This window comes from Mesorhizobium sp. B2-1-8, assembly GCF_006442545.2.
Lineage (GTDB): Bacteria > Pseudomonadota > Alphaproteobacteria > Rhizobiales > Rhizobiaceae > Mesorhizobium.
The window spans coordinates 2,438,889-2,460,366 of sequence record NZ_CP083952.1; the positions used below are offsets into that span (position 1 = coordinate 2,438,889).

The window sequence follows — 21,478 nt, forward strand, 5'->3', positions numbered from 1 at the left end:
AGGAGAAGATAAAGACTATGGCGACAAAGGAAAAGGAAGAGGTCGAGACCGAACGCGAAGGCGCCACCGATGGGCCCTTGCTCGACCTTTCCGATGATGCTGTCAAGAAGATGATCAAGGCCGCCAAGAAGCGCGGCTATGTCACCATGGACGAGCTGAATTCGGTGCTGCCTTCCGAGGAAGTGACCTCCGAGCAGATCGAGGACACGATGGCGATGCTGTCCGACATGGGCATCAACGTCGTCGAGGACGACGAACAGGGCGAAGAGGCCGAGGCCGGCGACACAGCCGCCGACGCCGAGGAGGACGCCAACGAGCTGGCCGAGCAGACCGGCACCGCGGTCGCCGCCACCACCACCAAGAAAGAGCCGACCGACCGCACCGACGACCCCGTGCGCATGTATCTGCGCGAAATGGGCTCGGTCGAGCTTCTGTCGCGCGAGGGCGAAATCGCGATCGCCAAGCGCATCGAGGCCGGTCGCGAAACGATGATCGCGGGGCTGTGCGAAAGCCCGCTGACCTTCCAGGCCATCATCATCTGGCGCGACGAGCTCAACGAATCCAAGATCCTGCTGCGCGAGATCATCGATCTCGAAGCCACCTATGCCGGGCCCGAGGCCAAGCAGGCGCCGGTGGTCGAGCGCGTCGAGGAGGCGCCCAAGGCCGAGGAAAAGCCGCGTCGCGGACGCGACGATGAAGACGACATCACCAATGTCGGCGCCGACACGCGCGGCATCGGGGATGACGACGAGGAAGACGAGGACGAGGCGAGCCTGTCGCTGGCGGCGATGGAAGCGGAACTCCGCCCGCAGGTGATGGAGACGCTCGACGTCATCGCCGACACCTACAAGAAGCTGCGCAAGCTGCAGGACCAGCAGGTCGAGAACCGTCTGGCCGCCGCCGGCACGCTATCGCCCAGTCAGGACCGCCGGCTGAAGGAGCTGAAGGACCAGCTGATCAAGGCGGTGAAGTCGCTGTCGCTCAACACGGCGCGCATCGAGGCGCTGGTCGAGCAGCTCTACGACATCAACAAGCGCCTGGTGCAGAACGAGGGCAAGCTTCTGCGCCTCGCCGAAAGCTATGGCGTGCGCCGCGAGGAGTTCCTGAAGGAATATCAGGGCTCCGAGCTCGATCCGAACTGGACGCGCTCGATCGCCAATCTGACCTCGCGCGGTTGGAAGGAATTCACCAAGAACGAGAAGGATGCGATCAAGGACCTGCGCGCCGAGATTCAGCACCTAGCCACCGAAACGGCGATCTCGATCCTGGAATTCCGCAAGATCGTCAATCAGGTGCAGAAGGGCGAGCGCGAAGCAGCGATCGCCAAGAAGGAAATGGTCGAGGCCAATCTGCGGCTCGTCATCTCGATCGCCAAGAAGTACACCAATCGCGGCCTGCAGTTCCTCGACCTGATCCAGGAAGGCAATATCGGCCTGATGAAGGCGGTCGACAAATTCGAATACCGCCGTGGTTACAAGTTCTCGACCTACGCGACATGGTGGATCCGGCAGGCGATCACGCGTTCGATCGCCGACCAGGCGCGCACCATCCGCATCCCGGTGCACATGATCGAGACGATCAACAAGATCGTGCGCACCTCGCGCCAGATGCTGCACGAGATCGGCCGCGAGCCGACGCCGGAGGAACTGGCCGAAAAGCTCGCAATGCCGCTCGAAAAAGTGCGCAAGGTGTTGAAGATCGCCAAGGAGCCGATCTCGCTCGAAACGCCGGTCGGCGACGAGGAGGACTCGCATCTCGGTGATTTCATCGAGGACAAGATGGCGATCCTGCCGATCGATGCGGCGATCCAGGCCAATCTGCGCGAGACCACCACGCGCGTGTTGGCTTCACTCACTCCGCGCGAGGAGCGTGTGCTACGCATGCGCTTCGGCATCGGCATGAACACCGACCACACGCTGGAAGAAGTCGGCCAGCAGTTCTCGGTCACCCGCGAGCGTATCCGCCAGATCGAAGCCAAGGCGCTGCGAAAGCTCAAGCACCCGAGCCGGAGCAGGAAGCTGCGCAGCTTCCTGGATAGCTGAGTTCATTTCTATCTATCACGAAGAGTTAAGGGCGCCGGTTGGCGCCCTTTTTGTTTCAGGCGTCAGGGCAACGGCACGTTCAGCCGTGCGCCCTTGACGATGATTCCGCCCCGGTCGCCGATCTCGATCGAGCCATAACGCTGCCTGAAACTCTCGGGCAGCGGACGGTCGCCGGGGACCGACAGCCACAGGCGCAGCATATGGCGCCGCTTGTCGGGGTCCGGCCAATCGCGAAAGCCCATGCGATCGTGAAGCAGCGAATGATTGTAGACGAACTGCATGTCGCCCGGTCGAAGCCGCATCGACAGGTTTAGCTTCGGGTCATTGGCGAGGCTGTCGAAGAGATCCAGCGCTTCGACATGGGCGGCGGTGAGCCGCATGGCATCGGGAAAGCGTTGCGCGCTGTCGATGTACTGGCGCTGATAGATGCCGGTCAGCAGTCCGGCATGCCAGTTGAGTACGGGGATTTCGAAATAGGGCTTTTCGCCTTCCGGGATCTCGCCGCGCCGGTCGGTGGCAATCGGATCAAACAGCAGGGGAACCAGATCGGGCCGTCTTTTGCGCATCTCGTTGTAGATCGTCACCGTGCTGACCAGCAGGGACTCGCCGCCTTGCATGGCATCGCGCAGGCAGAGCAGACCGACGACGTCGGCGGAGTCGGTGTGAAATGTCTGGCGTTCCGACGTCTGGTAGATGCGCGTCGTGACGTCCCTGGCGTCGGCGCCGATGTCGCGGACATGGCCGAGGATATGGCCCTGGGCATTCTGGGACCGAGCGCTTCCCAGATGGGCGCCAACTCCGCAGAAGATCGTTGCCGCCATCTCGGCGGAATAGCTTTCGACCGGGAGACCGCGCAGCACCTCGAATCCAATGCCTGCAATCAGTTTTTCGCGAAGGGCCGCAAGACGGCCGGCCAGACGAGGCAAAGGGAAATCCGCCTTGGTAAGGCCGCTGAGATCGTGCGAGCTGGCAAGAAAGCCGGTCGCGGCAACTTCCAGTTCCACGACATCCTGCGGGCCCAGTTCGACCAGCCACTTTTCAGGATGCTTCGCCATGTACTCGCCGGTCCAGGCGGCGGAAGTTTCGATCTGTTCCGGCGGCAGGTCTATCGTCTCGCGCATGAAGCTCTCCTGCGGCTGGGTCGGTCACGGACGTTTTGCCGGGCTCACGCCACGACGGAGATTGCCGCAATCAAGCGGGTTTTTAAACCGGCTTCAACTGGCCGCGCTCACTCTGCAATGGGTGCCGGCGCGGTAGTGCTTGCGGGACGTGGGCAGCGGGAGGATAATCGGACGTCGGATGCATTTTTTCGGGCGACAACCCCGGAAGCCCGCCCCGGTCGAGGCCGTGTCGATACGGCCTGAGTGCCGTGCTCCGTGGCCCCGGAGGGAGGTGTGCCATGACAAGCTACATCGTGCTGATGAACTGGACGGAGCAGGGCGCCAGAAACGTGCGCGATTCACCGAAGCGGCTCGATGCAGCCAGGAAGCAGCTGGGCGAAATGGGCGGATCGTTCAAGGCGTTCTACCTGACCATGGGCGAGTACGACATGGTGGCGGTGGTCGAGGCGCCCGACGACGCGGTCCTGGCGCGTTTCTCGCTGATGCTGGCGGCGGCCGGCAACATCAGGACGCGGACGATGAAGGCCTTCCCCGAATTCGCCTATCGCGAGATCATCACCTCACTTGGATGATGATGTTTTCGCGGACAGCCGGGTCAGGTGTCGTCTCAACGGCATTCGACCCGGCGCGCGTTCCGACAAATCTGACAGTTGCCTCAGGACAGGACGCCTCGCCGTGGTAGACATGCGGCCGAGGAGAGATCGCATGAAGAAAGTCTCGATATTGGCTGCCAGCCTCGCTTTGTTGTCCTTGATGCCGATCGACGCCGGCGCCGCCGCGCAAAAACCGGTCGGCATGGCAAATCCCGCATCGCTCCATTGCGGTGCGGTCGGCGGCCGCTTCGTGGTCAGGAAGGACAAGGCCGGCAACGAATACGGCTTTTGCCGCCTGCCCAACGGTCGCCTGTGCGAGGAGTGGGCGCTGTTTCGCGACAACAAGTGCGTCGGGCCGAAGGCGGCGATGCGCGGCAAGTGACTGGTAGCGGAACCACGCCTTTGCTGACCGTCTGGTACAACACGCGCTGCCCGGTCTGCGATGCCGGTATCGGCAGACAGAAGCGGCGGCTGGTCGAGGCCGTGAAGGCCGGACGGGTCGAATTTCGCGACATCAACCTGGAGCCGCATGCGCTGTCGTCGCATGGCGTCTCGCTGGAGGACATCCGCCGCCGGCTGCATGCCATCGATGCCGAGGGTAGGGTGCTGGTCGGCGCCGACGTGGCGATCGCGGTCTGGCTGTTGACGCCGGGCGAGGGCTGGCTGGCGAGCCTGTTCGGCAATCGGCTCATGCTGCCGCTGACCCGCCATGCCTATGATCGCTTCGCCGATCTGCTCTACGGCTGGAATCGGCGCAAGGGCCGCTGGTAGCGGTCTCGCCGGCCGGACATTCGTTTGCCCGGAACTCTCAGCGTTCAAAAAAAAGTCATCGCGGCGTATCCATCTAGCGGACCTTGCGCCGGACCCTAGTTCTGCATGCAAGGGCCTCGTGGCCCCCGTCCATGGCTTTGCCGGCCGTCCGGCAAGAAGGATGCATAAAAAAAGAAAATCGGAACTTAGGGAGATCGACCATGATCGCTGATCATGAATACACCAATCGTGGGCAGGGCTTCGCGGCCACGCGACGCACCCTGCTGCAAATCGCGCTGGGCGCGGGTGGCGCGGCCTCGCTGGCGGCGCTGGCCGCCTTGCCGGCCTCCGCGGCGGCAGACGCCACGCAGGGCGACTTTCCCCAACACAAACCGTGGAAGTTCGTCTTCGTCAACCATGTCACCACGAACCCGTTCTTCGTGCCCACCCAATACGGGATCGCGGATGCCTGCGCGCTGCTCGGCTGCTCCTATCAGTGGACGGGCTCACAGCAATCCATCGCCTCCGAGATGGTCAACGCCATGAACACGGCCATCGCCGCGGGGGTCGACGGCATTGCCGTCTGCCTCGTCGACGAGCACGCTTTCAACGAGCCGGTGAGCAAGGCGCTCGCGGCCGGGATTCCTGTCTTCGCATACAACGCCGATGCCAAGGGCAATGCCCGGCTCGCCTATGTCGGCCAGGATCTGTACCTTGCCGGCAAGGCGCTTGGAGAGCGTATCGTAAGCCTGGTCGACGAGGGCGAGGTGGTGGGTTTCATCGCCACGCCCGGCCAGCTCAACATCCAGCCGCGTCTCGATGGCGCCGCCGACGCGATCAAGGCTTCAGGCAAGAAGATCACTTTCACCCAGATCGCCACCGGACCGACGGTCAACGAGGAAGTGTCGCGCGTCGATGCCTATTATGTCGGCCACAAGGACGTGAAGGGTATATTCGCCGTCGATGCCGGCAGCACCATGGCGGTCGGTAAGACCATGGAGAAATACGGCCTGCACGCCAATGGCGTCAGGGCCGGTGGCTTCGATCTCCTGCCCGCGACGCTGGACGCCATCGCCAAGGACCATCTCGACTTCACCATCGACCAGCAGCCCTATCTGCAGGGCTTCTACGCGGTGATGGAGATGTTCCTGTTCCAGATGTCGGGCGGGCTTACAGGCCCCGCCGACATAAACACAGGCCTCAAATTCGTCACCAAGGACAGCGTCCAGCCCTATCTGAAGACGCAAAGCCGCTACGAGGGCAATGCGAGCAAGCAGATGCTGATCGAGCGCTCGGGCGCCATCGGCGGTTGAGGGCGAGCCCATGGCCGACGATGCCCGGCATTCTCCGGCCGGCGAAGGCCGGCTCCCCGACGACGCCGTGAAGGGAGCCGACGCCGCACCGCCCCGCGGCGCCTGGAACCTGGCCGCGACGGCTGTCTTTCGGTACCGCGAAGCCAGCATCGTCATCGCCGGTCTGCTGCTGGTGATCTATTTTCAGTATTCCAGCGCGGCCTTTCTGTCGCCGGCCAACCTCGAAAACCTCGTCCAGTTCACCGCCACCACCGCCATCATCGCCGCTGGCGAGGTGATGGTGCTGGTGTGCGGGGAACTGGACCTGTCTGTGGGCATGGTCTATGCGCTGGCACCCTTCGTCATGTACTTCGCCATGGCTGGCGGCGCACCACCATGGCTCGCGGTGGTCGCGGGGCTCGCGGCGGCGGCATTGGTGGGCGCGATCAACGGTTTCCTCACCACGCTGTTGCGCCTGCCTTCCTTTGTCACAACCCTCGGCATGCTGTTCTTGATCAACGGTTTCACCTTGACCATTTCCGGCGGCTTTCCGGTGCAGCCGCTGGCGGGCGAGCTCTTCACCCGGATTTTCGGCGGCAACCCCTGGGCGGAATTGGCCTGGGCGCTGGCGATCGCGATCGGCCTGCAATTCGTGCTGATGAAGACGCGCTGGGGCCTGCACACCGTCGCCACCGGCGGCAACCCGACTGGCGCCGCCGAGGTCGGCATCAAGGTCCGGCGCATCAAGACCGGCAATTTCATCCTGTGCAGCATGCTCGGCGGCTTTGCCGGGATGCTCGATGCGTTCCGTATAGGCTCGATCGACCCGCTGGCCGGCGGCAGCGAGATCATGTTCGCGGCGATCGCTTCGGCCGTCATCGGCGGCACATTGCTGACCGGTGGACTCGGCACCACGGTCGGCGCCTTCCTCGGCGCGCTCGTGCTGGCCATTCTGAAGGACGGCTTCACCTTGCTGGGCGTCAGCGCCTTCACCTTCGACATGATCCTGGGCGCGGCTATCCTGGCGACAATGACGGTGAATATCCATCTCAGCCGGCTGCGCGACCAGGGAGGCGGATAATGGAACAAGAGGCGGTTTCGGGCGAATTGATGCGGGCCGAGCACATCGCAAAGCGTTTCGGCCAGGTCACGGCGCTGCGCGACGTCAATCTGCGGCTGAAACGCGGCGAGGTGCTGGGATTGCTCGGCGACAACGGCGCCGGCAAGTCCACGCTGATGAAGATCCTTACCGGTTTCCTCAAGCCCACGAGTGGACAGCTCTATCTCGACGGCGTGCCCGTAACGCTGAGTTCGGTCGCGCATGCACGCAGCCTCGGCGTAGAGGCGGTGTACCAGGACCTGGCCCTGATCAATGAGCTGAATGTCTACCGCAACATGTTCCTGCAGCGCGAGGCCGTGTTCGGCGGCCCGCTTGGAATCCTCGACGACAAGGCCATGCGCCGCGCGGCGCTGGCGCAACTGGAGCGCATGGGTGTCAACATCCCTTCGGTGGATGCCGAGGTGTCCCGGCTGTCGGGCGGCCAACGCCAGGCGATCGCCGTCGCCCGCTCGGTCTACCAGAAAGCCAGGATCCTGCTGCTCGACGAGCCGACAGCGGCGATGGGCGCAAAGGAATCGGCACTGATCCTCGATCTGATCCAGCAGCTGAAGGAGGGGGGCGATGTGGGCATCATGATCATAGCGCACAACTACGCCCAGATCTTCGACGTCTGCGACAGGATCAACCTCATCGAGGGTGGGATCATCCTCTTCGACAAGCCCACCTCCGAGACCTCCGTCCAGGAACTGACGGATCTCGTGGTCCGCGAATACCGCAACGCGCGCAAGGGCGTGAGGGGTCGATAGCTTCCTCCACTGGCGTCACTCTCAGATACATCGTAAGATATATCTTGACTCGATCGACCGGCGAGCCTAATTAAGATATATCGTAAGATAGAACTTTAGGAGCGATCAATGCACAATCATTCAGACCACCATCATTTCGGTGAGCGCATGTTCATGCACATGGCCGGCAAGTTCGGCGGCAAATTTGGTGGCAGAGGAGGCGGCGGCTTCGGTCCGTTCGGGGGGAGGGGCGGCGGGCGCGGCCCAGGCGACATGTTCCGCGCCGGACGGATGCTCGCCGATGGTGACCTCAAGCTGATCACGCTGTCGCTGCTGGCGGAGGCGCCGCGCCACGGCTACGACATCATCAAGGCGCTGGAAGAGCGTACCAGTGGCATCTACAGCCCGAGCCCGGGCGTCGTCTACCCGACGCTGACCTTCCTGGAAGAGGCCGGCTACGCCGTCTCGTCGAGCGAAGGCAACAAGAAGGTGTTCTCGATCACCGAGGCCGGGCAGGCGCATCTGGCCGAGAACCGCGAGATGATCGACGGCGTGCTCGAGCATCTCGAACGCTTCGGCCGCAAGATGGCCAAGGCGCGCGAATGGTTCGGCTGGAACGACGATGGCGAGGATCGTCGCGGCGGCCGGGGTGGCCGTGGCGAGCGCTCGGAAACGCGCGACGAATTCCGTGCCATCCGCCACCGGCTGCGCGCCGCACTCGGTGACATCGTCGATGCCCCGGCCGAAAAGCAGGCCGAGGCGATGAGCATCCTCGAAGCCGCGGCAGACGCGCTGGAAGCGCTGACGCACCGCTGATCTCGTGATGCCCGCGACTCTTGAAAGCTCAACAGCCCGGGGAGACCCGGGCTTTTCTCGTCAGGCCATTGTCGGCATCATTCCTTGCCGACATATTCGCTGATCAGCTTTTCATTGCGCGCTTTCTCGATCTTGGCGGTGGTCTCGGCGGAGATGCGCTCGTCGGTGCGGTACTTGACCAGGTTCACCAGGCTGCCGGTCAGCAGCAGGATGCCCATGGCCCAGTAGCCCTTGGTCGACAAGTCGACCGGCGCCAGCCAAAGCGACAGGCCGAGCATGAAGTAGGCGGCGCCCACCGAGACGGTGTTGAACATGATGTAGGTCTGATTGCTGTTCATTGTCGTATTCCTTTGGTTGGATCGAAGTTGGGTTTGATGTGCAGGTCCAAAATATTCAGTTGATGGTTTTCAGGCGCTCGAGCACGTCCTTGGCGCGCACCTTCACAGCCGGGCCGTGTCCGGCGTCGGCAAGGCGGTCGCGGATCGCCTCGTGACGCAACTCGCCGTCGATCTCATCGAGAATGCCGGCCTCCTCGAACGGATCGCTGCCGGCCTTGATGCGGGCCAAAAGCTCTTCGGCGTCGTTGAGGCTTGCCGAATGGCCGATCGACCTGACGAGGCGTGACTGCGCCTTGCGCTCGGCATCGATGGCCCGGGCCGAGATCATGCCCTGGTTGAGGTCGATGATGCGGCGGTGCGCCCGCTCCACCGAAACGCGCATCCGCAAGGTCTTTTCGCCAAGGCTCTGCACCGTGGCGCGGCGGACCTCGCGTTCATTCTCCAGTTCGGCGATGGCCGCGGCACCGCTCTCGGCCAGTCCGCTGTTGCCGGCGGCCAGTGCGCTGATGGTGCGTGCCTCCAGGTCGGCGTGGCGGCGATCGAGATGCTCGAGGCCGGCCTGCTCGGCACGCTGGCGCACGATCAATGAGGCGAGTGTCTGCTTGGCGGCGGCAAGTCCCGCCTCGGCATCGCGGATGCGCTGCGCCAGAAGGTCGATGGCGAAGCGATCCTTCAGGCCGTCCTCGGCCCGTGCGCCGGCGCCGTCGAGCAATGTTCTGATCAGGCTAAGCATGGTTCTTCTCCCTTCGAAGTGTTCGTGAACAATGTTCACAAACTCAACATAGCAGGAAATGAACTGCGTTCAAGACGATTTTGAACACTGTTCACGATATCCGGGATATGGTAAACGAAGGGAAATCGGGGTTCGAAAAAGCGTGCCATCAAAAGCACGCGCATCCAAAGGACTTATATGGCGCTGGACAAGGAAGAGACGGGCGAGCGGGTGCTGGCCATTGCCGAGACGCTGCTCGACGAAGGCGGCATGGACAATCTGAAGGCGAGGACCATCGCCGAACAGGCGGGCATCTCGGTCGGCTCGGTCTACAATCTGTTTTCCGATCTCGACGGCGTGCACCGCGCCGTCAACATGCGGCTGCTCGACCGGCTGGGGGTCGCGGGCGCGGCGGCGATGGCCGATCTTGGCAGGCGCGGCATTACCGACGTGCGCCAACGGCTGATGGCGCTGGCCGGCGCCTATGTTCGCTTCGTCGAGGCGCATCCCGGCAGCTGGCCGGCGCTGCTGGCCTTCAACCGGAGGCGTCCGGTGCTGACCGAGCCCGATGTCTATGAGGCAAGGCTCGACCAGTTGTTCGAGATCATCGCCAGCGTCCTTGCCGATGGCGGCTTCGATCTCGACGAGGACACGCGCCGGATCGCCGCGCGAACCCTCTGGTCAAGCGTGCATGGCATCGTCACCAGCGGGTATGCGGGGAGGTCCGAGCGCCGGCAGGCCGACGAGATCGACCGGCAGATCGAGCTCCTGGTCGCCGTCTTCATCAGGGGGCTGGAACGCGGCGGCACATTCGCGCATGCTGGGAAGACAACGTCGTGAATCGCATACCGACGGCGATCGCAGGCGACAAGGAGATCTGAGCGATGTCTTTTTTGAAACGTCTTTTCGGCGGCGGCGAAGCGGCCGAGCCTGGAAGTGCCGCGCCCGCCAAGCAGGTCGAGCACAAGGGTTTTACGATCAGCGCCACGCCCTACAAGACAGAAGGTCAGTACCAGACGTGCGGCGTCGTCTCCAAGGAGATCGACGGCGTGGTAAAGGAGCACAAATTCATCCGCGCCGACCGCTTCGCCGGGCTGGACGACGCCGTCGACATCTCGATCAAGAAAGGCATCCAACTCGTCGACGAACAGGGCGATCGGATTTTCGGGTAGAGCAGAAGACGCGCCATACCTTACTGACGCAGATGCACCAGTTCGTCCGGGATTGGAGTGACCGCCGGCGCGGGAGCAACCGTTGGCGTCGGTACGGCCGTCGCCGGGGGAGTGACCGTAGCGTCAGATCCACCAATGACATAGCCCGGCTCTTCCGAGTACGAATAGACCTTCGTTACGATGCCTGATTTAAGCGCTTCAGCGTCCCAGACGTTATATAGGCCCTGCGGTGTTGCCAGCCCCATCATGGCGAACACATCGGCGCTGTTGAGGCCCATTTCGTCGAAATAATCGGACATCATCTGCTTCAGCGCCGGATCAACCACCGTCGAAATTTCATCGAGATTTCTTCTGCCGTTGTGCATTCGGGGTTTGTTCCGGCCGTTCGTTATCTGATGGACGGCGATACGGGCAGTGGCAGCCGCGGCGCGAACCCAGCCTCCGGCCAAGGCCCATGGGCAAGCCGAGAAACAGTACGCCCCGCCAGAATGAACTTCCCCTTCCGACCAGCCGTCCTTCACGATCTTTTCCGGACAGCGCGGAACCAGCATCGGGCAGCCGTTCAACTGCGTCCTGCCTATCGCGGTTTCGAGGCTGGCGTCCCGGATCATGTGCCCGATCGCAAGCGCCGCATCCACGTTCCCGCCGCCGGACTGAAACACGATCGGAAGTCTCTGACCCTTCAGACTCCGCAGAAACTTCTCAAATTGTCTGTCTGTATCAGGTTTAATGATACCTTCTGCGGATATCCATTGGATGCAGCTTACATTGCAATCGCCGTTCCGAACCAAAATGAAATTCATAGGCCATTCTTCGGGCGCTTTCTGCTTTGCGGCGCCCGACGAGGTGCCAACCAAGGTCAGGGACGCAAAGAAACCTGCAACAATCAAGCGAAAGACTGCCCGCAAGTTCAGGCGAGTTGCCATGATGGAAAACCCCCAAAAAAAATTAGGAGAATAAAGTCTACAGTTTGGGCCTTTGTGGCACAATCTTTTTTAGAAAGCTGCAGACGAGAGTATAGCTTTAAGAAGAAGCAAGTCCGCTTTGTGTTGAAGACAGCAATCGGATTTCTCGAAATATGCTCCTGTTCGGCAGCTCGTGCACCAGCAGCAAAGCCGCCGCGTCGCGTAGATGGCCAATCCATCCGCGCCGACCGCTTCGCACCGCTGTACGACGCCGTCGATATCTCGATCAAGAAGGGCATCCAGCTGGTGGATGAACAGGGCAAGCGGATTTTTGGGTAGGGCAGGCCATCCCCGAAAGACTCCCTCAAGCACTCCGGCTGAAGCGCTCGAGGTCCTTACGTCAGCCGGTGTGCCGTCAGGCGGGTATTATCCGCGCTTTTGGATAACGCCGTAGAGCACGTTGCGGTTCTCGCCGAAATACACCTGCGCCTCGACAGTGTTGCGGTCGACGCTGGCATTGATGATGTTCCACATGTCGACTTCCGACCGCAGCAGCAGCACCCAGTCCATGAACGTTTCCCGGTAGCCGGCGTCAGGAGTGCCCTCGGCGTAGTTGGCGAACAGGAATGTCCCGTTCGGCTTCAACATCTGCAGACAGGTCTTGGTGAGTTTCACGGCGACATTGTGCTGGAGGTAGTCGTAAAGGCCGGAGGCATAGATGAGATCGAACTTGCCAAGCTTGTGGCCCCTGGTGAGCACGGTCCGTACCGACCCGTCGATGGCTTCGACGGCGGTGCCCTGGAAATCGCGCGCGATCAGTCCGACGCTCTGGGGATCCTGGTCGAGCGCGACCCAGCGCTTGAGGCCGCCCTCGGCCAATGCGGCCGAACGGTTCGCCTCGCGCAGATGGCCTGCTGCGATAGCCAGGACTTCGGTATCCGATCCATTCCTGGCCGCGGTCTCATCGACATAGCGGGTCAGAAGATCGCGCCGCTCCCGGGCCGCCACGCATGACGGAACGTTCTGGGTATGGCTGTAAAGCGCCTTGCCGATCTCCGAGGCGCTTGCCACGCTCTCGGCCACGTGCGGGTCACAATAGATGTAATCAAGCAACTGCGCGTCGCCGGAATAACCCCTGGGCTTGGTGAAGGACCAATGCGTCAGCGGATCCTCGAGAAAGTACTTCTGGAGCGGGTGGTTCTGCGCCAGCGGTATCAGGGCTTGCCACACGTCGGGATGGACCTTGGCACGCAGCGCGTTGAGAAGCGACAGCAGGCGGCGAACGATCTCGGCGGGAAATTTTTGCTGCTCGACCTGCTGCTGTGTCGTCAGGAGGATGAGCGCCAGCTCTGCGCGAGCGGTTTCGAACGCTTCGCTGTGATGCTCGATTTTTCCTCGCGGTAGCCCGCCGGCGATCGCCTCCGCAGTGATCAGACTCTGGCCATCAAAGACAGTTTGCACACCAAGACTCCATAGTTAACAGTCAGTTAACTTATTGCTTAGAATATTCGATTTGCCAATGTCGGCTCACTGGCATTTTATCGGTATGATTAATTTCCCGCTAACCATGTCAATTCTTTGGGGTTTTTAGGGAGGGGATTCCGGGTTCGAGTTAACGGAAACTTGTCCTGCGTCGTTGCATTTGATCGCGCGGCAAGACATGTCGCGCCCAAGGAGTCGGTCTGCGTTGGGGGCAGAAGCTGCAAAAGAATTCGGAACGCGAAATCCCCCTCAGCCGGGATTTGTCGTGAACGAGCGCGCGTCATCCCGAGCGGCCGAAGCGGTGGCTTCGGAACCGCACGATCCGCGCCAGGAGCTGGGGGCGGCCGAACTTCGCATCCTTTACCGCACGGAAGCCCAGGCGAAGCGAAGGAAGGAAGCCAGGCCAGGCCTTTGGATCGCCGTCGTCATCTATGTCTTGTTTTCGGTATCGGATCTGCTGCTGATACCGGATGTGGCCGCCCTTACGATCACGGCCCGCTTCGCTGTCGGATTGACCGCACTGCTGGTGCTAGAAACGCAGCTTCGCCGGGGAGCCGCCACGGACTGGCTTGACGTAACCTGTGCCGGGGCCATCATTTTCGGTTATCTCGGCTGGCTTTACCCTGCCTCCATGGGAGCGAACAAGGAAAGCGTTGCCTATTATATGGTCTTTGGCACCATTTTCATGATGAGTGCCAATCTTTTCTTCACGTTCCGGTTCAAAGTGTCGATCATAACGTCGACCATAATTTTGTGCATCTTGTATGTGGTGAACTACTTTCTACCCGCATCGCTGATATACAAGATGGTATTCGGCACCTTCTACGTTTCGTGCTTCACGTTCACATCCTATGTGAACTGGAAGCTGAACGAAGAGCGCTACAACGTCTTCCTCAACGCGCTGGAAGCCAAGATCCAGCACAATGAGGCCACCGAGCGCGGCAAGGCCCTGCTCAGGCTGTCGCGGACGGATCCGCTGACAGGCCTGGAGAACCGGCGCGCCATCGACGAGAAACTGCGCGACTACTGGAATGACTGGCAAAAGCTTGGCCACGGTTTTGCGGCGATCCTCATCGACGTCGACTTCTTCAAGAAATTCAACGACTGCTATGGCCATCAGGAAGGCGACCGCTGCCTGATCCAGGTCGCCGATGCGCTCAGTGAGCTGATCAAGCAATATGATGGTTCCATCGGCCGCTATGGCGGTGAGGAATTCATCGTCCTGGCCCGCATGGACAGGAAAGACCAGGTCGCGGATCTGGCGGAAGCCATTTGCCGCACGATCGAGAACCTGGCGATCGCGCACGAGTTGCGGCGGGATGGCGTCGCGATCGTGACGGCGAGCGTGGGCGCGGCGTTCACCAGGAAGCAGACCGCCGCCAAGCTGGAGAAGATCATCCACGAGGCCGATCGAGCGCTCTATCTGGCAAAAGCCAGCGGCCGAAACTGTGTCCGGCTGTTCGATCCGACCGACCCCCAAAGCAGCGACGAGAGCGAGAACCTCGCGGCTTTGCTGAAGATCGCGATCGGCCAGGATCTCGTTTCGCTCGTCTATCAGCCCATCCAGGACGTCGCGTCGGGCAGGGTCGATGCCGTGGAGGCGCTGATGCGCCTCAAGATGCTGGACGGCTCCCTGGTTCCGCCGAGCCTGTTCATTCCCGTCGCGGAGCGGACCGGCGCCATCCTCGAGCTCGGGCGTTGGGCAATAAGGACCGTCTGCGCCGAGCTCCTGGCGCAGGATCACGTGCGCGTCGTCAGCGTCAACGTCTCGCCGATCCAGCTCAAGACGCCCGGCTTCGCGACATCGGTCGCGACCATTCTGGGCGAGACTGGCGTAACCGGAAACAGGCTGGCCTTCGAGATCACCGAGGGGCTGGAGATGGAGATGCACTCCGACATCCTGCGCTGCATCAGCGACCTTAAGCTGCTCGGCATCAGGATATGGCTCGATGATTTCGGGACGGGCTTCGCCGGCCTTTCGTGGCTTCGCCTCATCGATTTCGATACGGTCAAGATCGACCGCTCGTTTCTCCACGACTGCGGCACCCCCAAGGGCATGGCGATGCTGCAGGACATCATCGCGCTGGTCAGAAATCGCGGCCACAAAATCCTGGTCGAAGGGGTGGAGACCGAAGAGCAGATGCTCCTCATGCGCCAGTTCGGCATAGACAAGGTCCAGGGCTTTCATGTCGGCCGCCCGGCTCCGGCCGCGAATTTCCAGGCCAAGCGGGCCATTCAAAAGCGGCCGTTCACGGTTCTCAAGTCGGCGTGACGGCTAAGCAGGCGGGGGCTTGACCGGCCATCGGCCCATCAAGCGCCCGTTTGTTACCTGGCCACGATTGCCGTCCGGCCGTGCCTACAGCATGTCGCGGCGAACAGGATTCGCCCGACCTGCTGTAAGCTTCTGATTTTATGCATGTCCTTATCCCGGAACCGAGGGCACTTGCGGGCGACATGCATTAAGCCGGCTGCAACGCCCTGCGTGGCAGCGGCGGGAAGGCGATGGCTATGCCCGCGGCGCCCAGACCGATGAGAGCCGAGCCGATGAACAGCCAATGGTAGCTGGCATAGGCGTCGAAGATCACGCCGCCGGCAAGCGGCCCCAGCGCCATGCCGAGGCTGGAGAGCATGGTGGCGGCGCCGAACACGGTGCCGAGGATACGCTGGCCGAAATATTCGCGCGCCAGCACCGCGTAGAGCGGCATGACGCCGCCATAGGTGGCGCCGAAGATGACGGCCAGCATGTAGAACTGGTCGAGCCGGCTGATCGAGAGATAGGCGGCAATGACGATCGCCTGGATCGCCAGCCCCGCGATCAGCACCGGCTTGACGCCCAGCCTGTCGGCCAGCACGCCGTAGAGCAGCCGTCCGCCCAGGCCAGCCAGACCTTCGACACTGTAGATCGAGACAGCGGCCATCGGGGCGACACCGCACAGCATGGCGTAGCTGACCATGTGGAAGATCGGGCCGGAATGGGCCGCGCAGCAGGCAAAGAAGGTCAGCCCCAGCACGATGAATTGCGGCGAGCGCAGCGCCTGCCCGACCGTCAGGCCGGCACCTTCGGCTATCGGCGCCGCGGCCGCATGGGAGGCGGCGGGTTTCGGTGGCTGTCGCACCAGAAGGACGGCGGGCAGCAGGAGCACCCAGGCCATGAGGCCGATGTCGAACATGGCCGTGCGCCATTCATAGATGGAGATCAGCCAGCGGGCCAAGGGTGAGATCGTCATCGGCGCCACGCCCATGCCGGCCGAGACCAGCGATACCGCCAGCCCGCGATTGGTGTCGAACCAGCCTGATGTCAGCGCGATCATCGGCGCGAAGAAGGCGCTGGCCGCGAGCCCGACGAGCACGCCGTAGGTGATCTGGAAGTTGAGAAGCGAACCGGCGCGGCTTGCCAGCACCAGCGCCAGCCCGAGCAGCACGGCACCGATGGTGACGACGATGCGGGCGCCGAACCGGTCGGACAGGGCGCCCCAGGCGAAGCCGCCGAGGCCCATCACCAGGAAGTTGAGCGTCATGGCGCTCGAAATGCCCGCGCGCGACCATTGCGTGTCGATCGCCATCGGCTCGAGGAAAATCGCCAGCGAAAACATCGTGCCGATGGCGACACAGGACATCAATGCGCCAGCCGCGACGATGACCCAACGATAGGAAAGGTTCATGTTTCTTCTCCCAGCCGGGTACAGGATCGATCTTTCGACGCCGCCCGGCAATTCCGGTTGCGTCCGAAGGACGTTCGAGGCGTGCTCGGATCGACATTCCAGATGGAAATTTCTACAGGGCCAGGCGATGGCATGCGCCTCGTCAAATGCGCTGACTATCCACCGACGCGAGACATTTCAAAAGCTCAGATCGGCAGTTCCGATGTGTACTTGATCGTCCAGCTGGGAACGTCGGTCTTGACGTTCTGCACGCCCTTGATGCGGCTCAGATGCTCCGACTGGAAACGGCGATAGTCGTTGATGTCAGCCGCTACCACGCGCACCAGGGCGTCGCAGTCGCCGAGCATGAGATAGCATTCCATCACTTGCGGCAGCTTGGCGACCTCGGTGGCGAAATGCTCGATCGTGTCCTCGTCCTGCGTCTTCAGCCAGATGCGGGTGAAGAAGGTGAGACCCTTGCCGATGCTGGCCGGATTGAGCACGGCGACATAGCGGTCGATGACGCCGGCTTCCTCCAGGAGCTTGACGCGCCGCAGGCAAGGCGAGGGCGACAGGCCGACCTCATTGGCCAAATCATTGTTGGCCATGCGGCCGTCGCGCTGCAACGCCCGCAGGATGCGCTTGTCGATCTCGTCGAGCTTCATGGCGTTGAATTCCATTTTCCTGCCGATATCTGACACTGAATGCCAAAATTTGGCGAAGGACAACAATCTTCGCAACCAAATTGCGGTGAGGTGTAGGTATGTTTTGCCCCTGACATCACCGACTTCAAACGCAGGGGCAGGGCGGCTGTGAGGCCGGCCTATGGCAGACCATGAGCATTTCACGGGCAGTCGAAACAGCCGGCAATGGTTCGGAATCCGAGTTCCGCCGGGGCGTGGCGTCCTGCGCGCCTGTGCTGCTCGGCACCATCCCCTATGCGCTGGTGCTCGGCGCCCAGGCCACACAGAAAGGGCTGAGCACGGTCGAGTTGTCTGTCATGACGGGGCTGAACTTCGCCGGCGGCTCGGAATTCGCGGCGATCCAGCTGTGGACGTCGCCGCCGCATATCCTGCTCATTGTCGCCATCACCTTCCTGGTCAACAGCCGGCATCTGCTGATGGGTGCGGCGCTCGCGCCGTTCCTGCGCGAGCTGCCGCGGCGCAAGGTTTTCCCGGCGCTGTTCTTCATGTGCGACGAAAGCTGGGCGCTCGGCCTGACCGACGCCAAACAGCGCGCCGCCGTCGGTATCGCGCCCGCCTTCAGCCCGCGCTATTACATGGGCGCGGCGCTGGCGATGTATCTGGCGTGGGTATCCTTCACCACGCTCGGTGCCTTGCTCGGCCCGATGCTGGGCGATGTCGGGACCTTTGGTTTCGACATGGCGTTTCCGGCCGTCTTTCTGGTGCTGATGCGCGGCATGTGGAAGAGCGTGGCGGCGGCACGGCCCTGGCTGGTCAGTCTGGTTGTCGCGGCCCTTGTCTATCTCTTCATTCCCGGCGCCTGGTATGTCGCGGCGGGTGCGGTGTCGGGGCTGCTTGCTGCCTGGTTGATGGCAGGTGATGGATGATCGACGCGACGACCCTTCTGACCGTCGTGCTGATGGCCGGCGTCACCTATCTGACGCGGATCGGCGGCTATGTCGTCCTGCGCAACCGCGTGCTCGGTGCTCGCGCCACAGCGGTGATGGAGGCCGCGCCCGGCTGCGTGCTGATCTCTGTTATCGCGCCGGCCTTCGTGTCGCGCAATCCGGCTGATCTTGCGGCATTGGCCATCACGCTGGCGGCGGCAACGCGGCTTTCCATGCTGCCGACCGTGCTGATCGGGGTCGCTTCGGCCGGCCTCTTGCGGCATCTGATTGGCTGAAACGAAAAGGCAGGCGCGAACGCCTGCCTTTGATAAGCCATACGGATCAGTGGCTTACGCGGCAGCCGCTACGTCACGGCTGGCGGCAACCAACGCATCGACCTTGGCGGTCGCCTTGGCAAGCGCTGCTGTCACCGCGTCAGGGCCCTTGGAGATACCTTCGATGCGGACGACTTCGACATCGGTCATGCCGTTGAAGCCGAGCGCAGTGCGCAGGTAAGGGATGGCGTGGTCCATCTGCACGGCAGCGCCTTCCGAATAGATGCCGCCGGAAGCCAGCACGACGTAGACCTTCTTGCCGGTGACGAAGCCCTTGGGGCCGTTCTCGCCGTAGGCGAAGCTCTTGCCGGCACGAGTTACGTGGTCGACCCAGGACTTCAGCGTCGAAGAGACGCTGAAGTTGATGAAGCCAGTGGCCAGGATCACGGTGTCGGCGGCGAACAGTTCGTCGAGCACGTCATCGGAAACGCCGACCACCTCGGCCTGGCGAGGGGTGCGCGCTTCAACCGGCGTGAAGATGCCTGCCGCATAGTCGGCATCGATATGCGGCAGCGGGTTGGCGACGAGATCGCGCACGACAAGCGTGTTCGACGGGTCGGCGGCGAGAAGCTTCTGAGCGAATTCGGTGGCGATGCGGGTCGAATGCGAGTCAGCGCCGCGCGGGCTTGAGGTAACAAGAAGAATGGACATAGCGGGTCTCTCCAGTGGAATGAATTGTCCCGCTACATATGTGGCTATCGATCCATCCGATAAACTGGTATATTTTCTATACGATCCATCTATAAAGTAGATAGAGATATGCAACCCAATCCAACCCTCGACCAGCTCCAGATCCTTGTCGCCGTTGCCGACACCGGCAGTTTCTCGGCCGCCGGCCGCAAGCTCAACCGGGCGCAATCCGTCATCAGTTACGGCATCGCCAATCTCGAGGCGCAGCTGGGGCTGAAGCTGTTCGAGCGCGAGGGCACGCGCGAGCCGCAACTGACCGAGATCGGCCGGGCGATGCTGGAGGATGCGCGGCGCATGGTGAGTGTGCTGCAGCGCATCCGCTCGCGCGCCGACGGCCACCATCACGGGCTGGAAGCCGAGGTGGCGCTGTCGGTCGATGCGACGTTGCCGTCCCCGGTGCTGGTGCGGGTGCTCAAGGCGTTCGAGACGAAATTCCCGACCGTGATGCTGCGCCTGCATATCGGCACGCTCGGCGTCATTCCCGATCTCGTCGTCAACGGACAGGCCGATCTCGGCATTGGCGGCTTGCTGGGCGATGTCGACGTGCACCTCGTGCGCATCGGCTTCATGTCGCTGGTGCCGGCGGCCGCACCCAACCATCCGCTGGCACTGCTGCCGAAGCCGGTGGCGCTCGAGGATGTGCGCGAGCACACGCAGCTTGTCGTCACCGACCAGTCGGAGCGCACCAAGGGGCGTGACTACGGCGTCTTCGCCTACCGCACCTGGCGCCTGACCGACGTGCGCACCAAGCACATACTGATGCGCGAGGGGCTGGGCTGGGGTGGGCTGCCGCGCTGGCTGATCGCCGACGACCTAGCTACTGGCCGCCTGGTGGAACTCGATCTCGATCCCTACAAGGAGGTGAGTTCGCCGTTGTTCGCCATGCACCGCAACGATCGCAGCCCGAAGCCCGCCGCCGCCTGGCTGATCGACCGGTTCAAGCGCGGGCTCGGTTGCTTCAACGAATTCGAGCCGGGCGAGGTGCCCGAAGAGGAGCCGGAGACCCATGGCGTGTCCGGCTCCGGCATCTGACCTGGCAGTGCCGGGATCGCCTGCCCGGGCCCTGGAACCGGCGCGTCCGAGAAATCATCGGATGATCGTCACCCCGGAAACCACGATCTGCGCGGTGCGGGCGGTCAATTTCCCGTGCTTGCGTAGCGTCGGTTTTTCATAGGTCTTTTTCATCTGTCGGTCCCGAATGTGAGCCTCGAGGGATGCCCTGACACAACGAGATTGGAGGGTTCCGGTTGCGTCGCCATTCCATTCCCTATCGCGGACTGGTCACGATCACCTGCCTCTCGGAGACCGTTAGAGAACTCCACGCTTCACAGCTGGTCGCGATAATGTGCCGCTTTGTTGGCTGTCGCAAAACCGACGTGTCGACCTCGATCTTCTGGTCGCCTCCCGCCGCGAGGCTCTGCCGAAGCGGTGGCACGCCTCAGTGAGACTTTCCCAGTGCCTTCAGGATAAAGCGAATCTGCTCGCGCAGGGCAGCTTCGTTATCTTCGCCGTGTCGAAGGCAGTGCTCGATCAGAATCGGGTGAAAAAACGGCGTGAACGCGGTCTTGACCGCGCGCGCCGCTTTCGCGGAATCTTCGACCTTGAATTCCCCCGCTTCGATGCCCTCGCGGATGATCGCCTCGAAGATCGTTACCACCCGCTCGGTATGCGCCTTGATGATCGCCCAGTTCTCTTGCATGGCGGCGACAATCATGTCGTGCATGCGCTTTTCCTTGACCAGTGTGGTCTTGCTGTGGTGGTGAACCGCGGTCAGGAGTTGATCGAGTTTCTCCGAGGCCGGCGCGCTCGTGCGTGCGATCGCAAAGGCGATCTCGGTGACCTCGTTCACGGCCCGCCCGCAGATGGACTCGATGATTGCACCCTTGGAGGGGAAGAAACGATAGACGTTTGCCGTGCTCATGCCGAGTTCGGAGGCGATATCGGCCACCGACGTCTTGTGGGTGCCGATGCGGCGAAATTGCTCGTCCGCCACGGCCAGGATGCGCGCGCGCATCTCGTCGGGATCAGTTCGTGTTCGAACCGGACGATTCATGCATGTCTCCAGAATTGATGAAGCGAAACTGCCGGACTCGCATGAAGGATCATCTGTAAGCGGTAAGTTCGTGCCGTTGGCCCTGCATGTGTCCAGGCAAAGCCAACGGGCAAGAACTTGA

The 21,478-nt window shown here is 62.2% G+C and carries 24 protein-coding genes and 1 pseudogene; 15 read left to right on the forward strand and 10 right to left on the reverse strand.

Annotated elements, in window-relative coordinates; all coding sequences use genetic code 11:
- Nucleotides 1-17 precede the first annotated feature (17 nt).
- Nucleotides 18-2,042 carry an RNA polymerase sigma factor RpoD gene (gene rpoD / locus FJ970_RS11885; RefSeq protein WP_027145766.1) on the forward strand — a complete coding sequence of 675 codons (2,025 nt, stop codon included), beginning with the start codon at nt 18-20 and terminating at the stop codon, nt 2,040-2,042.
- A gap of 62 nt (nt 2,043-2,104) precedes the next feature.
- Here the strand turns inward: rpoD and FJ970_RS11890 are convergent, their stop codons facing one another.
- A complete protein-coding gene (locus tag FJ970_RS11890; protein ID WP_140761188.1) occupies nt 2,105-3,163 on the reverse strand; it encodes a TauD/TfdA family dioxygenase in 1,059 nt (352 codons plus the stop codon).
- A gap of 278 nt (nt 3,164-3,441) precedes the next feature.
- Here FJ970_RS11890 and FJ970_RS11895 point away from each other — a divergent pair, with 278 nt between their 5' ends.
- The 7 genes from FJ970_RS11895 (at nt 3,442) to FJ970_RS11925 (ending at nt 8,459) form a co-directional block, all read left to right on the forward strand.
- Entirely contained in the window at nt 3,442-3,735 is a 294-nt protein-coding gene (locus FJ970_RS11895; RefSeq protein WP_140761191.1) for a GYD domain-containing protein, read from the forward strand.
- Nucleotides 3,736-3,868: 133 nt separating this feature from the next.
- Nucleotides 3,869-4,138, forward strand: a complete 270-nt coding sequence (locus FJ970_RS11900) for a DUF333 domain-containing protein (RefSeq protein ID WP_140761194.1) — start codon at nt 3,869-3,871, stop codon at nt 4,136-4,138.
- Between the two features lie 20 nt (nt 4,139-4,158).
- Nucleotides 4,159-4,527: a thiol-disulfide oxidoreductase DCC family protein gene (locus FJ970_RS11905; protein ID WP_140761197.1), complete on the forward strand. Its 369-nt coding sequence runs from the start codon at nt 4,159-4,161 to the stop codon at nt 4,525-4,527.
- Between the two features lie 200 nt (nt 4,528-4,727).
- A complete protein-coding gene (locus tag FJ970_RS11910; protein WP_140761201.1) occupies nt 4,728-5,819 on the forward strand; it encodes a sugar ABC transporter substrate-binding protein in 1,092 nt (363 codons plus the stop codon).
- 10 nt (nt 5,820-5,829) lie between these two features.
- Nucleotides 5,830-6,879, forward strand: a complete 1,050-nt coding sequence (locus FJ970_RS11915; RefSeq protein WP_140761204.1) for an ABC transporter permease — start codon at nt 5,830-5,832, stop codon at nt 6,877-6,879.
- A complete protein-coding gene (locus FJ970_RS11920) occupies nt 6,879-7,664 on the forward strand; it encodes an ATP-binding cassette domain-containing protein (RefSeq protein WP_140761207.1) in 786 nt (261 codons plus the stop codon). The genes FJ970_RS11915 and FJ970_RS11920 overlap by 1 nt, the downstream gene beginning before the upstream one ends.
- Nucleotides 7,665-7,772: 108 nt before the next feature.
- Nucleotides 7,773-8,459 (forward strand): PadR family transcriptional regulator, encoded by a 687-nt coding sequence (locus tag FJ970_RS11925; RefSeq protein ID WP_140761210.1) that lies wholly within the window; start codon nt 7,773-7,775, stop codon nt 8,457-8,459.
- Nucleotides 8,460-8,536: 77 nt separating this feature from the next.
- On the opposite strand, the gene FJ970_RS11930 is transcribed toward FJ970_RS11925, so the two are convergent.
- The gene (locus FJ970_RS11930; RefSeq protein WP_027145771.1) at nt 8,537-8,797 is read right to left on the reverse strand and encodes a YiaA/YiaB family inner membrane protein; all 261 of its coding nucleotides are present in this window, start codon (nt 8,795-8,797) and stop codon (nt 8,537-8,539) included.
- A 55-nt stretch (nt 8,798-8,852) separates the two neighbouring features.
- Nucleotides 8,853-9,530, reverse strand: a complete 678-nt coding sequence (locus FJ970_RS11935) for a PspA/IM30 family protein (RefSeq protein WP_140761213.1) — start codon at nt 9,528-9,530, stop codon at nt 8,853-8,855.
- Between the two features lie 177 nt (nt 9,531-9,707).
- Here FJ970_RS11935 and FJ970_RS11940 point away from each other — a divergent pair, with 177 nt between their 5' ends.
- The gene (locus FJ970_RS11940; RefSeq protein ID WP_140761216.1) at nt 9,708-10,349 is read left to right on the forward strand and encodes a TetR/AcrR family transcriptional regulator; all 642 of its coding nucleotides are present in this window, start codon (nt 9,708-9,710) and stop codon (nt 10,347-10,349) included.
- A gap of 44 nt (nt 10,350-10,393) precedes the next feature.
- Nucleotides 10,394-10,681: an HlyU family transcriptional regulator gene (locus FJ970_RS11945; RefSeq protein WP_140761219.1), complete on the forward strand. Its 288-nt coding sequence runs from the start codon at nt 10,394-10,396 to the stop codon at nt 10,679-10,681.
- Between the two features lie 20 nt (nt 10,682-10,701).
- On the opposite strand, the gene FJ970_RS11950 is transcribed toward FJ970_RS11945, so the two are convergent.
- A complete protein-coding gene (locus tag FJ970_RS11950; protein WP_140761222.1) occupies nt 10,702-11,607 on the reverse strand; it encodes a hypothetical protein in 906 nt (301 codons plus the stop codon).
- A gap of 216 nt (nt 11,608-11,823) precedes the next feature.
- Between FJ970_RS11950 and FJ970_RS11955 the strand changes: the two are divergent.
- A pseudogene (locus tag FJ970_RS11955) lies at nt 11,824-11,925 on the forward strand (HlyU family transcriptional regulator); the annotation flags it as partial.
- Between the two features lie 87 nt (nt 11,926-12,012).
- Here FJ970_RS11955 and FJ970_RS11960 read toward each other — a convergent pair.
- A complete protein-coding gene (locus FJ970_RS11960) occupies nt 12,013-13,047 on the reverse strand; it encodes a class I SAM-dependent methyltransferase (protein WP_140761225.1) in 1,035 nt (344 codons plus the stop codon).
- A gap of 199 nt (nt 13,048-13,246) precedes the next feature.
- Between FJ970_RS11960 and FJ970_RS11965 the strand changes: the two genes are divergently transcribed.
- Nucleotides 13,247-15,340: a putative bifunctional diguanylate cyclase/phosphodiesterase gene (locus tag FJ970_RS11965; protein WP_227792093.1), complete on the forward strand. Its 2,094-nt coding sequence runs from the start codon at nt 13,247-13,249 to the stop codon at nt 15,338-15,340.
- Nucleotides 15,341-15,527: 187 nt separating this feature from the next.
- Here FJ970_RS11965 and FJ970_RS11970 read toward each other — a convergent pair whose 3' ends face one another.
- Nucleotides 15,528-16,730, reverse strand: a complete 1,203-nt coding sequence (locus tag FJ970_RS11970; protein ID WP_140761231.1) for an MFS transporter — start codon at nt 16,728-16,730, stop codon at nt 15,528-15,530.
- 185 nt (nt 16,731-16,915) lie between these two features.
- Complete coding sequence (locus tag FJ970_RS11975) at nt 16,916-17,374, reverse strand: Lrp/AsnC family transcriptional regulator (RefSeq protein WP_140761310.1); 459 nt, start codon at nt 17,372-17,374, stop codon at nt 16,916-16,918.
- 170 nt (nt 17,375-17,544) lie between these two features.
- On the opposite strand from FJ970_RS11975, the gene FJ970_RS11980 reads away from it, so the two are divergent.
- Nucleotides 17,545-18,279: an AzlC family ABC transporter permease gene (locus FJ970_RS11980; RefSeq protein WP_140761234.1), complete on the forward strand. Its 735-nt coding sequence runs from the start codon at nt 17,545-17,547 to the stop codon at nt 18,277-18,279.
- Nucleotides 18,276-18,575, forward strand: coding sequence for an AzlD family protein (locus tag FJ970_RS11985; RefSeq protein ID WP_140761237.1), 300 nt, complete (start codon nt 18,276-18,278; stop codon nt 18,573-18,575). The genes FJ970_RS11980 and FJ970_RS11985 overlap by 4 nt, the downstream gene beginning before the upstream one ends.
- Nucleotides 18,576-18,629: 54 nt before the next feature.
- Here the strand turns inward: FJ970_RS11985 and FJ970_RS11990 are convergent, their stop codons facing one another.
- Nucleotides 18,630-19,265, reverse strand: coding sequence for an FMN-dependent NADH-azoreductase (locus tag FJ970_RS11990; RefSeq protein WP_140761240.1), 636 nt, complete (start codon nt 19,263-19,265; stop codon nt 18,630-18,632).
- A 108-nt stretch (nt 19,266-19,373) separates the two neighbouring features.
- On the opposite strand from FJ970_RS11990, the gene FJ970_RS11995 reads away from it, so the two are divergent.
- Complete coding sequence (locus FJ970_RS11995) at nt 19,374-20,336, forward strand: LysR family transcriptional regulator (RefSeq protein WP_140761243.1); 963 nt, start codon at nt 19,374-19,376, stop codon at nt 20,334-20,336.
- Between the two features lie 54 nt (nt 20,337-20,390).
- On the opposite strand, the gene FJ970_RS12000 is transcribed toward FJ970_RS11995, so the two are convergent.
- A complete protein-coding gene (locus FJ970_RS12000) occupies nt 20,391-20,489 on the reverse strand; it encodes a putative RiPP precursor (protein ID WP_210241180.1) in 99 nt (32 codons plus the stop codon).
- Nucleotides 20,490-20,742: 253 nt separating this feature from the next.
- Nucleotides 20,743-21,357 (reverse strand): TetR/AcrR family transcriptional regulator, encoded by a 615-nt coding sequence (locus tag FJ970_RS12005; RefSeq protein WP_140761246.1) that lies wholly within the window; start codon nt 21,355-21,357, stop codon nt 20,743-20,745.
- Between the last annotated feature and the right edge of the window lie 121 nt (nt 21,358-21,478).

Bases quoted from the DNA above. Each gene is read 5' to 3' on its own strand.
- FJ970_RS11970 (WP_140761231.1), bottom strand. From the start codon at position 16,730: ATGAACCTTTCCTATCGTTGGGTCATCGTCGCGGCTGGCGCATTGATG.
- FJ970_RS11990 (WP_140761240.1), bottom strand. From the start codon at position 19,265: ATGTCCATTCTTCTTGTTACCTCAAGCCCGCGCGGCGCTGACTCGCAT.
- FJ970_RS11935 (WP_140761213.1), bottom strand. From the start codon at position 9,530: ATGCTTAGCCTGATCAGAACATTGCTCGACGGCGCCGGCGCACGGGCC.
- FJ970_RS11940 (WP_140761216.1), top strand. From the start codon at position 9,708: ATGGCGCTGGACAAGGAAGAGACGGGCGAGCGGGTGCTGGCCATTGCC.
- FJ970_RS11925 (WP_140761210.1), top strand. From the start codon at position 7,773: ATGCACAATCATTCAGACCACCATCATTTCGGTGAGCGCATGTTCATG.
- FJ970_RS11995 (WP_140761243.1), top strand. From the start codon at position 19,374: ATGCAACCCAATCCAACCCTCGACCAGCTCCAGATCCTTGTCGCCGTT.
- FJ970_RS11890 (WP_140761188.1), bottom strand. From the start codon at position 3,163: ATGCGCGAGACGATAGACCTGCCGCCGGAACAGATCGAAACTTCCGCC.
- FJ970_RS11915 (WP_140761204.1), top strand. From the start codon at position 5,830: ATGGCCGACGATGCCCGGCATTCTCCGGCCGGCGAAGGCCGGCTCCCC.
- FJ970_RS11900 (WP_140761194.1), top strand. From the start codon at position 3,869: ATGAAGAAAGTCTCGATATTGGCTGCCAGCCTCGCTTTGTTGTCCTTG.
- FJ970_RS11930 (WP_027145771.1), bottom strand. From the start codon at position 8,797: ATGAACAGCAATCAGACCTACATCATGTTCAACACCGTCTCGGTGGGC.
- FJ970_RS11920 (WP_140761207.1), top strand. From the start codon at position 6,879: ATGGAACAAGAGGCGGTTTCGGGCGAATTGATGCGGGCCGAGCACATC.
- FJ970_RS11975 (WP_140761310.1), bottom strand. From the start codon at position 17,374: ATGAAGCTCGACGAGATCGACAAGCGCATCCTGCGGGCGTTGCAGCGC.
- FJ970_RS11980 (WP_140761234.1), top strand. From the start codon at position 17,545: ATGAGCATTTCACGGGCAGTCGAAACAGCCGGCAATGGTTCGGAATCC.
- rpoD (WP_027145766.1), top strand. From the start codon at position 18: ATGGCGACAAAGGAAAAGGAAGAGGTCGAGACCGAACGCGAAGGCGCC.
- FJ970_RS11895 (WP_140761191.1), top strand. From the start codon at position 3,442: ATGACAAGCTACATCGTGCTGATGAACTGGACGGAGCAGGGCGCCAGA.
- FJ970_RS12005 (WP_140761246.1), bottom strand. From the start codon at position 21,357: ATGAATCGTCCGGTTCGAACACGAACTGATCCCGACGAGATGCGCGCG.
- FJ970_RS11910 (WP_140761201.1), top strand. From the start codon at position 4,728: ATGATCGCTGATCATGAATACACCAATCGTGGGCAGGGCTTCGCGGCC.
- FJ970_RS11950 (WP_140761222.1), bottom strand. From the start codon at position 11,607: ATGGCAACTCGCCTGAACTTGCGGGCAGTCTTTCGCTTGATTGTTGCA.
- FJ970_RS11985 (WP_140761237.1), top strand. From the start codon at position 18,276: ATGATCGACGCGACGACCCTTCTGACCGTCGTGCTGATGGCCGGCGTC.
- FJ970_RS12000 (WP_210241180.1), bottom strand. From the start codon at position 20,489: ATGAAAAAGACCTATGAAAAACCGACGCTACGCAAGCACGGGAAATTG.
- FJ970_RS11945 (WP_140761219.1), top strand. From the start codon at position 10,394: ATGTCTTTTTTGAAACGTCTTTTCGGCGGCGGCGAAGCGGCCGAGCCT.
- FJ970_RS11965 (WP_227792093.1), top strand. From the start codon at position 13,247: ATGTCGCGCCCAAGGAGTCGGTCTGCGTTGGGGGCAGAAGCTGCAAAA.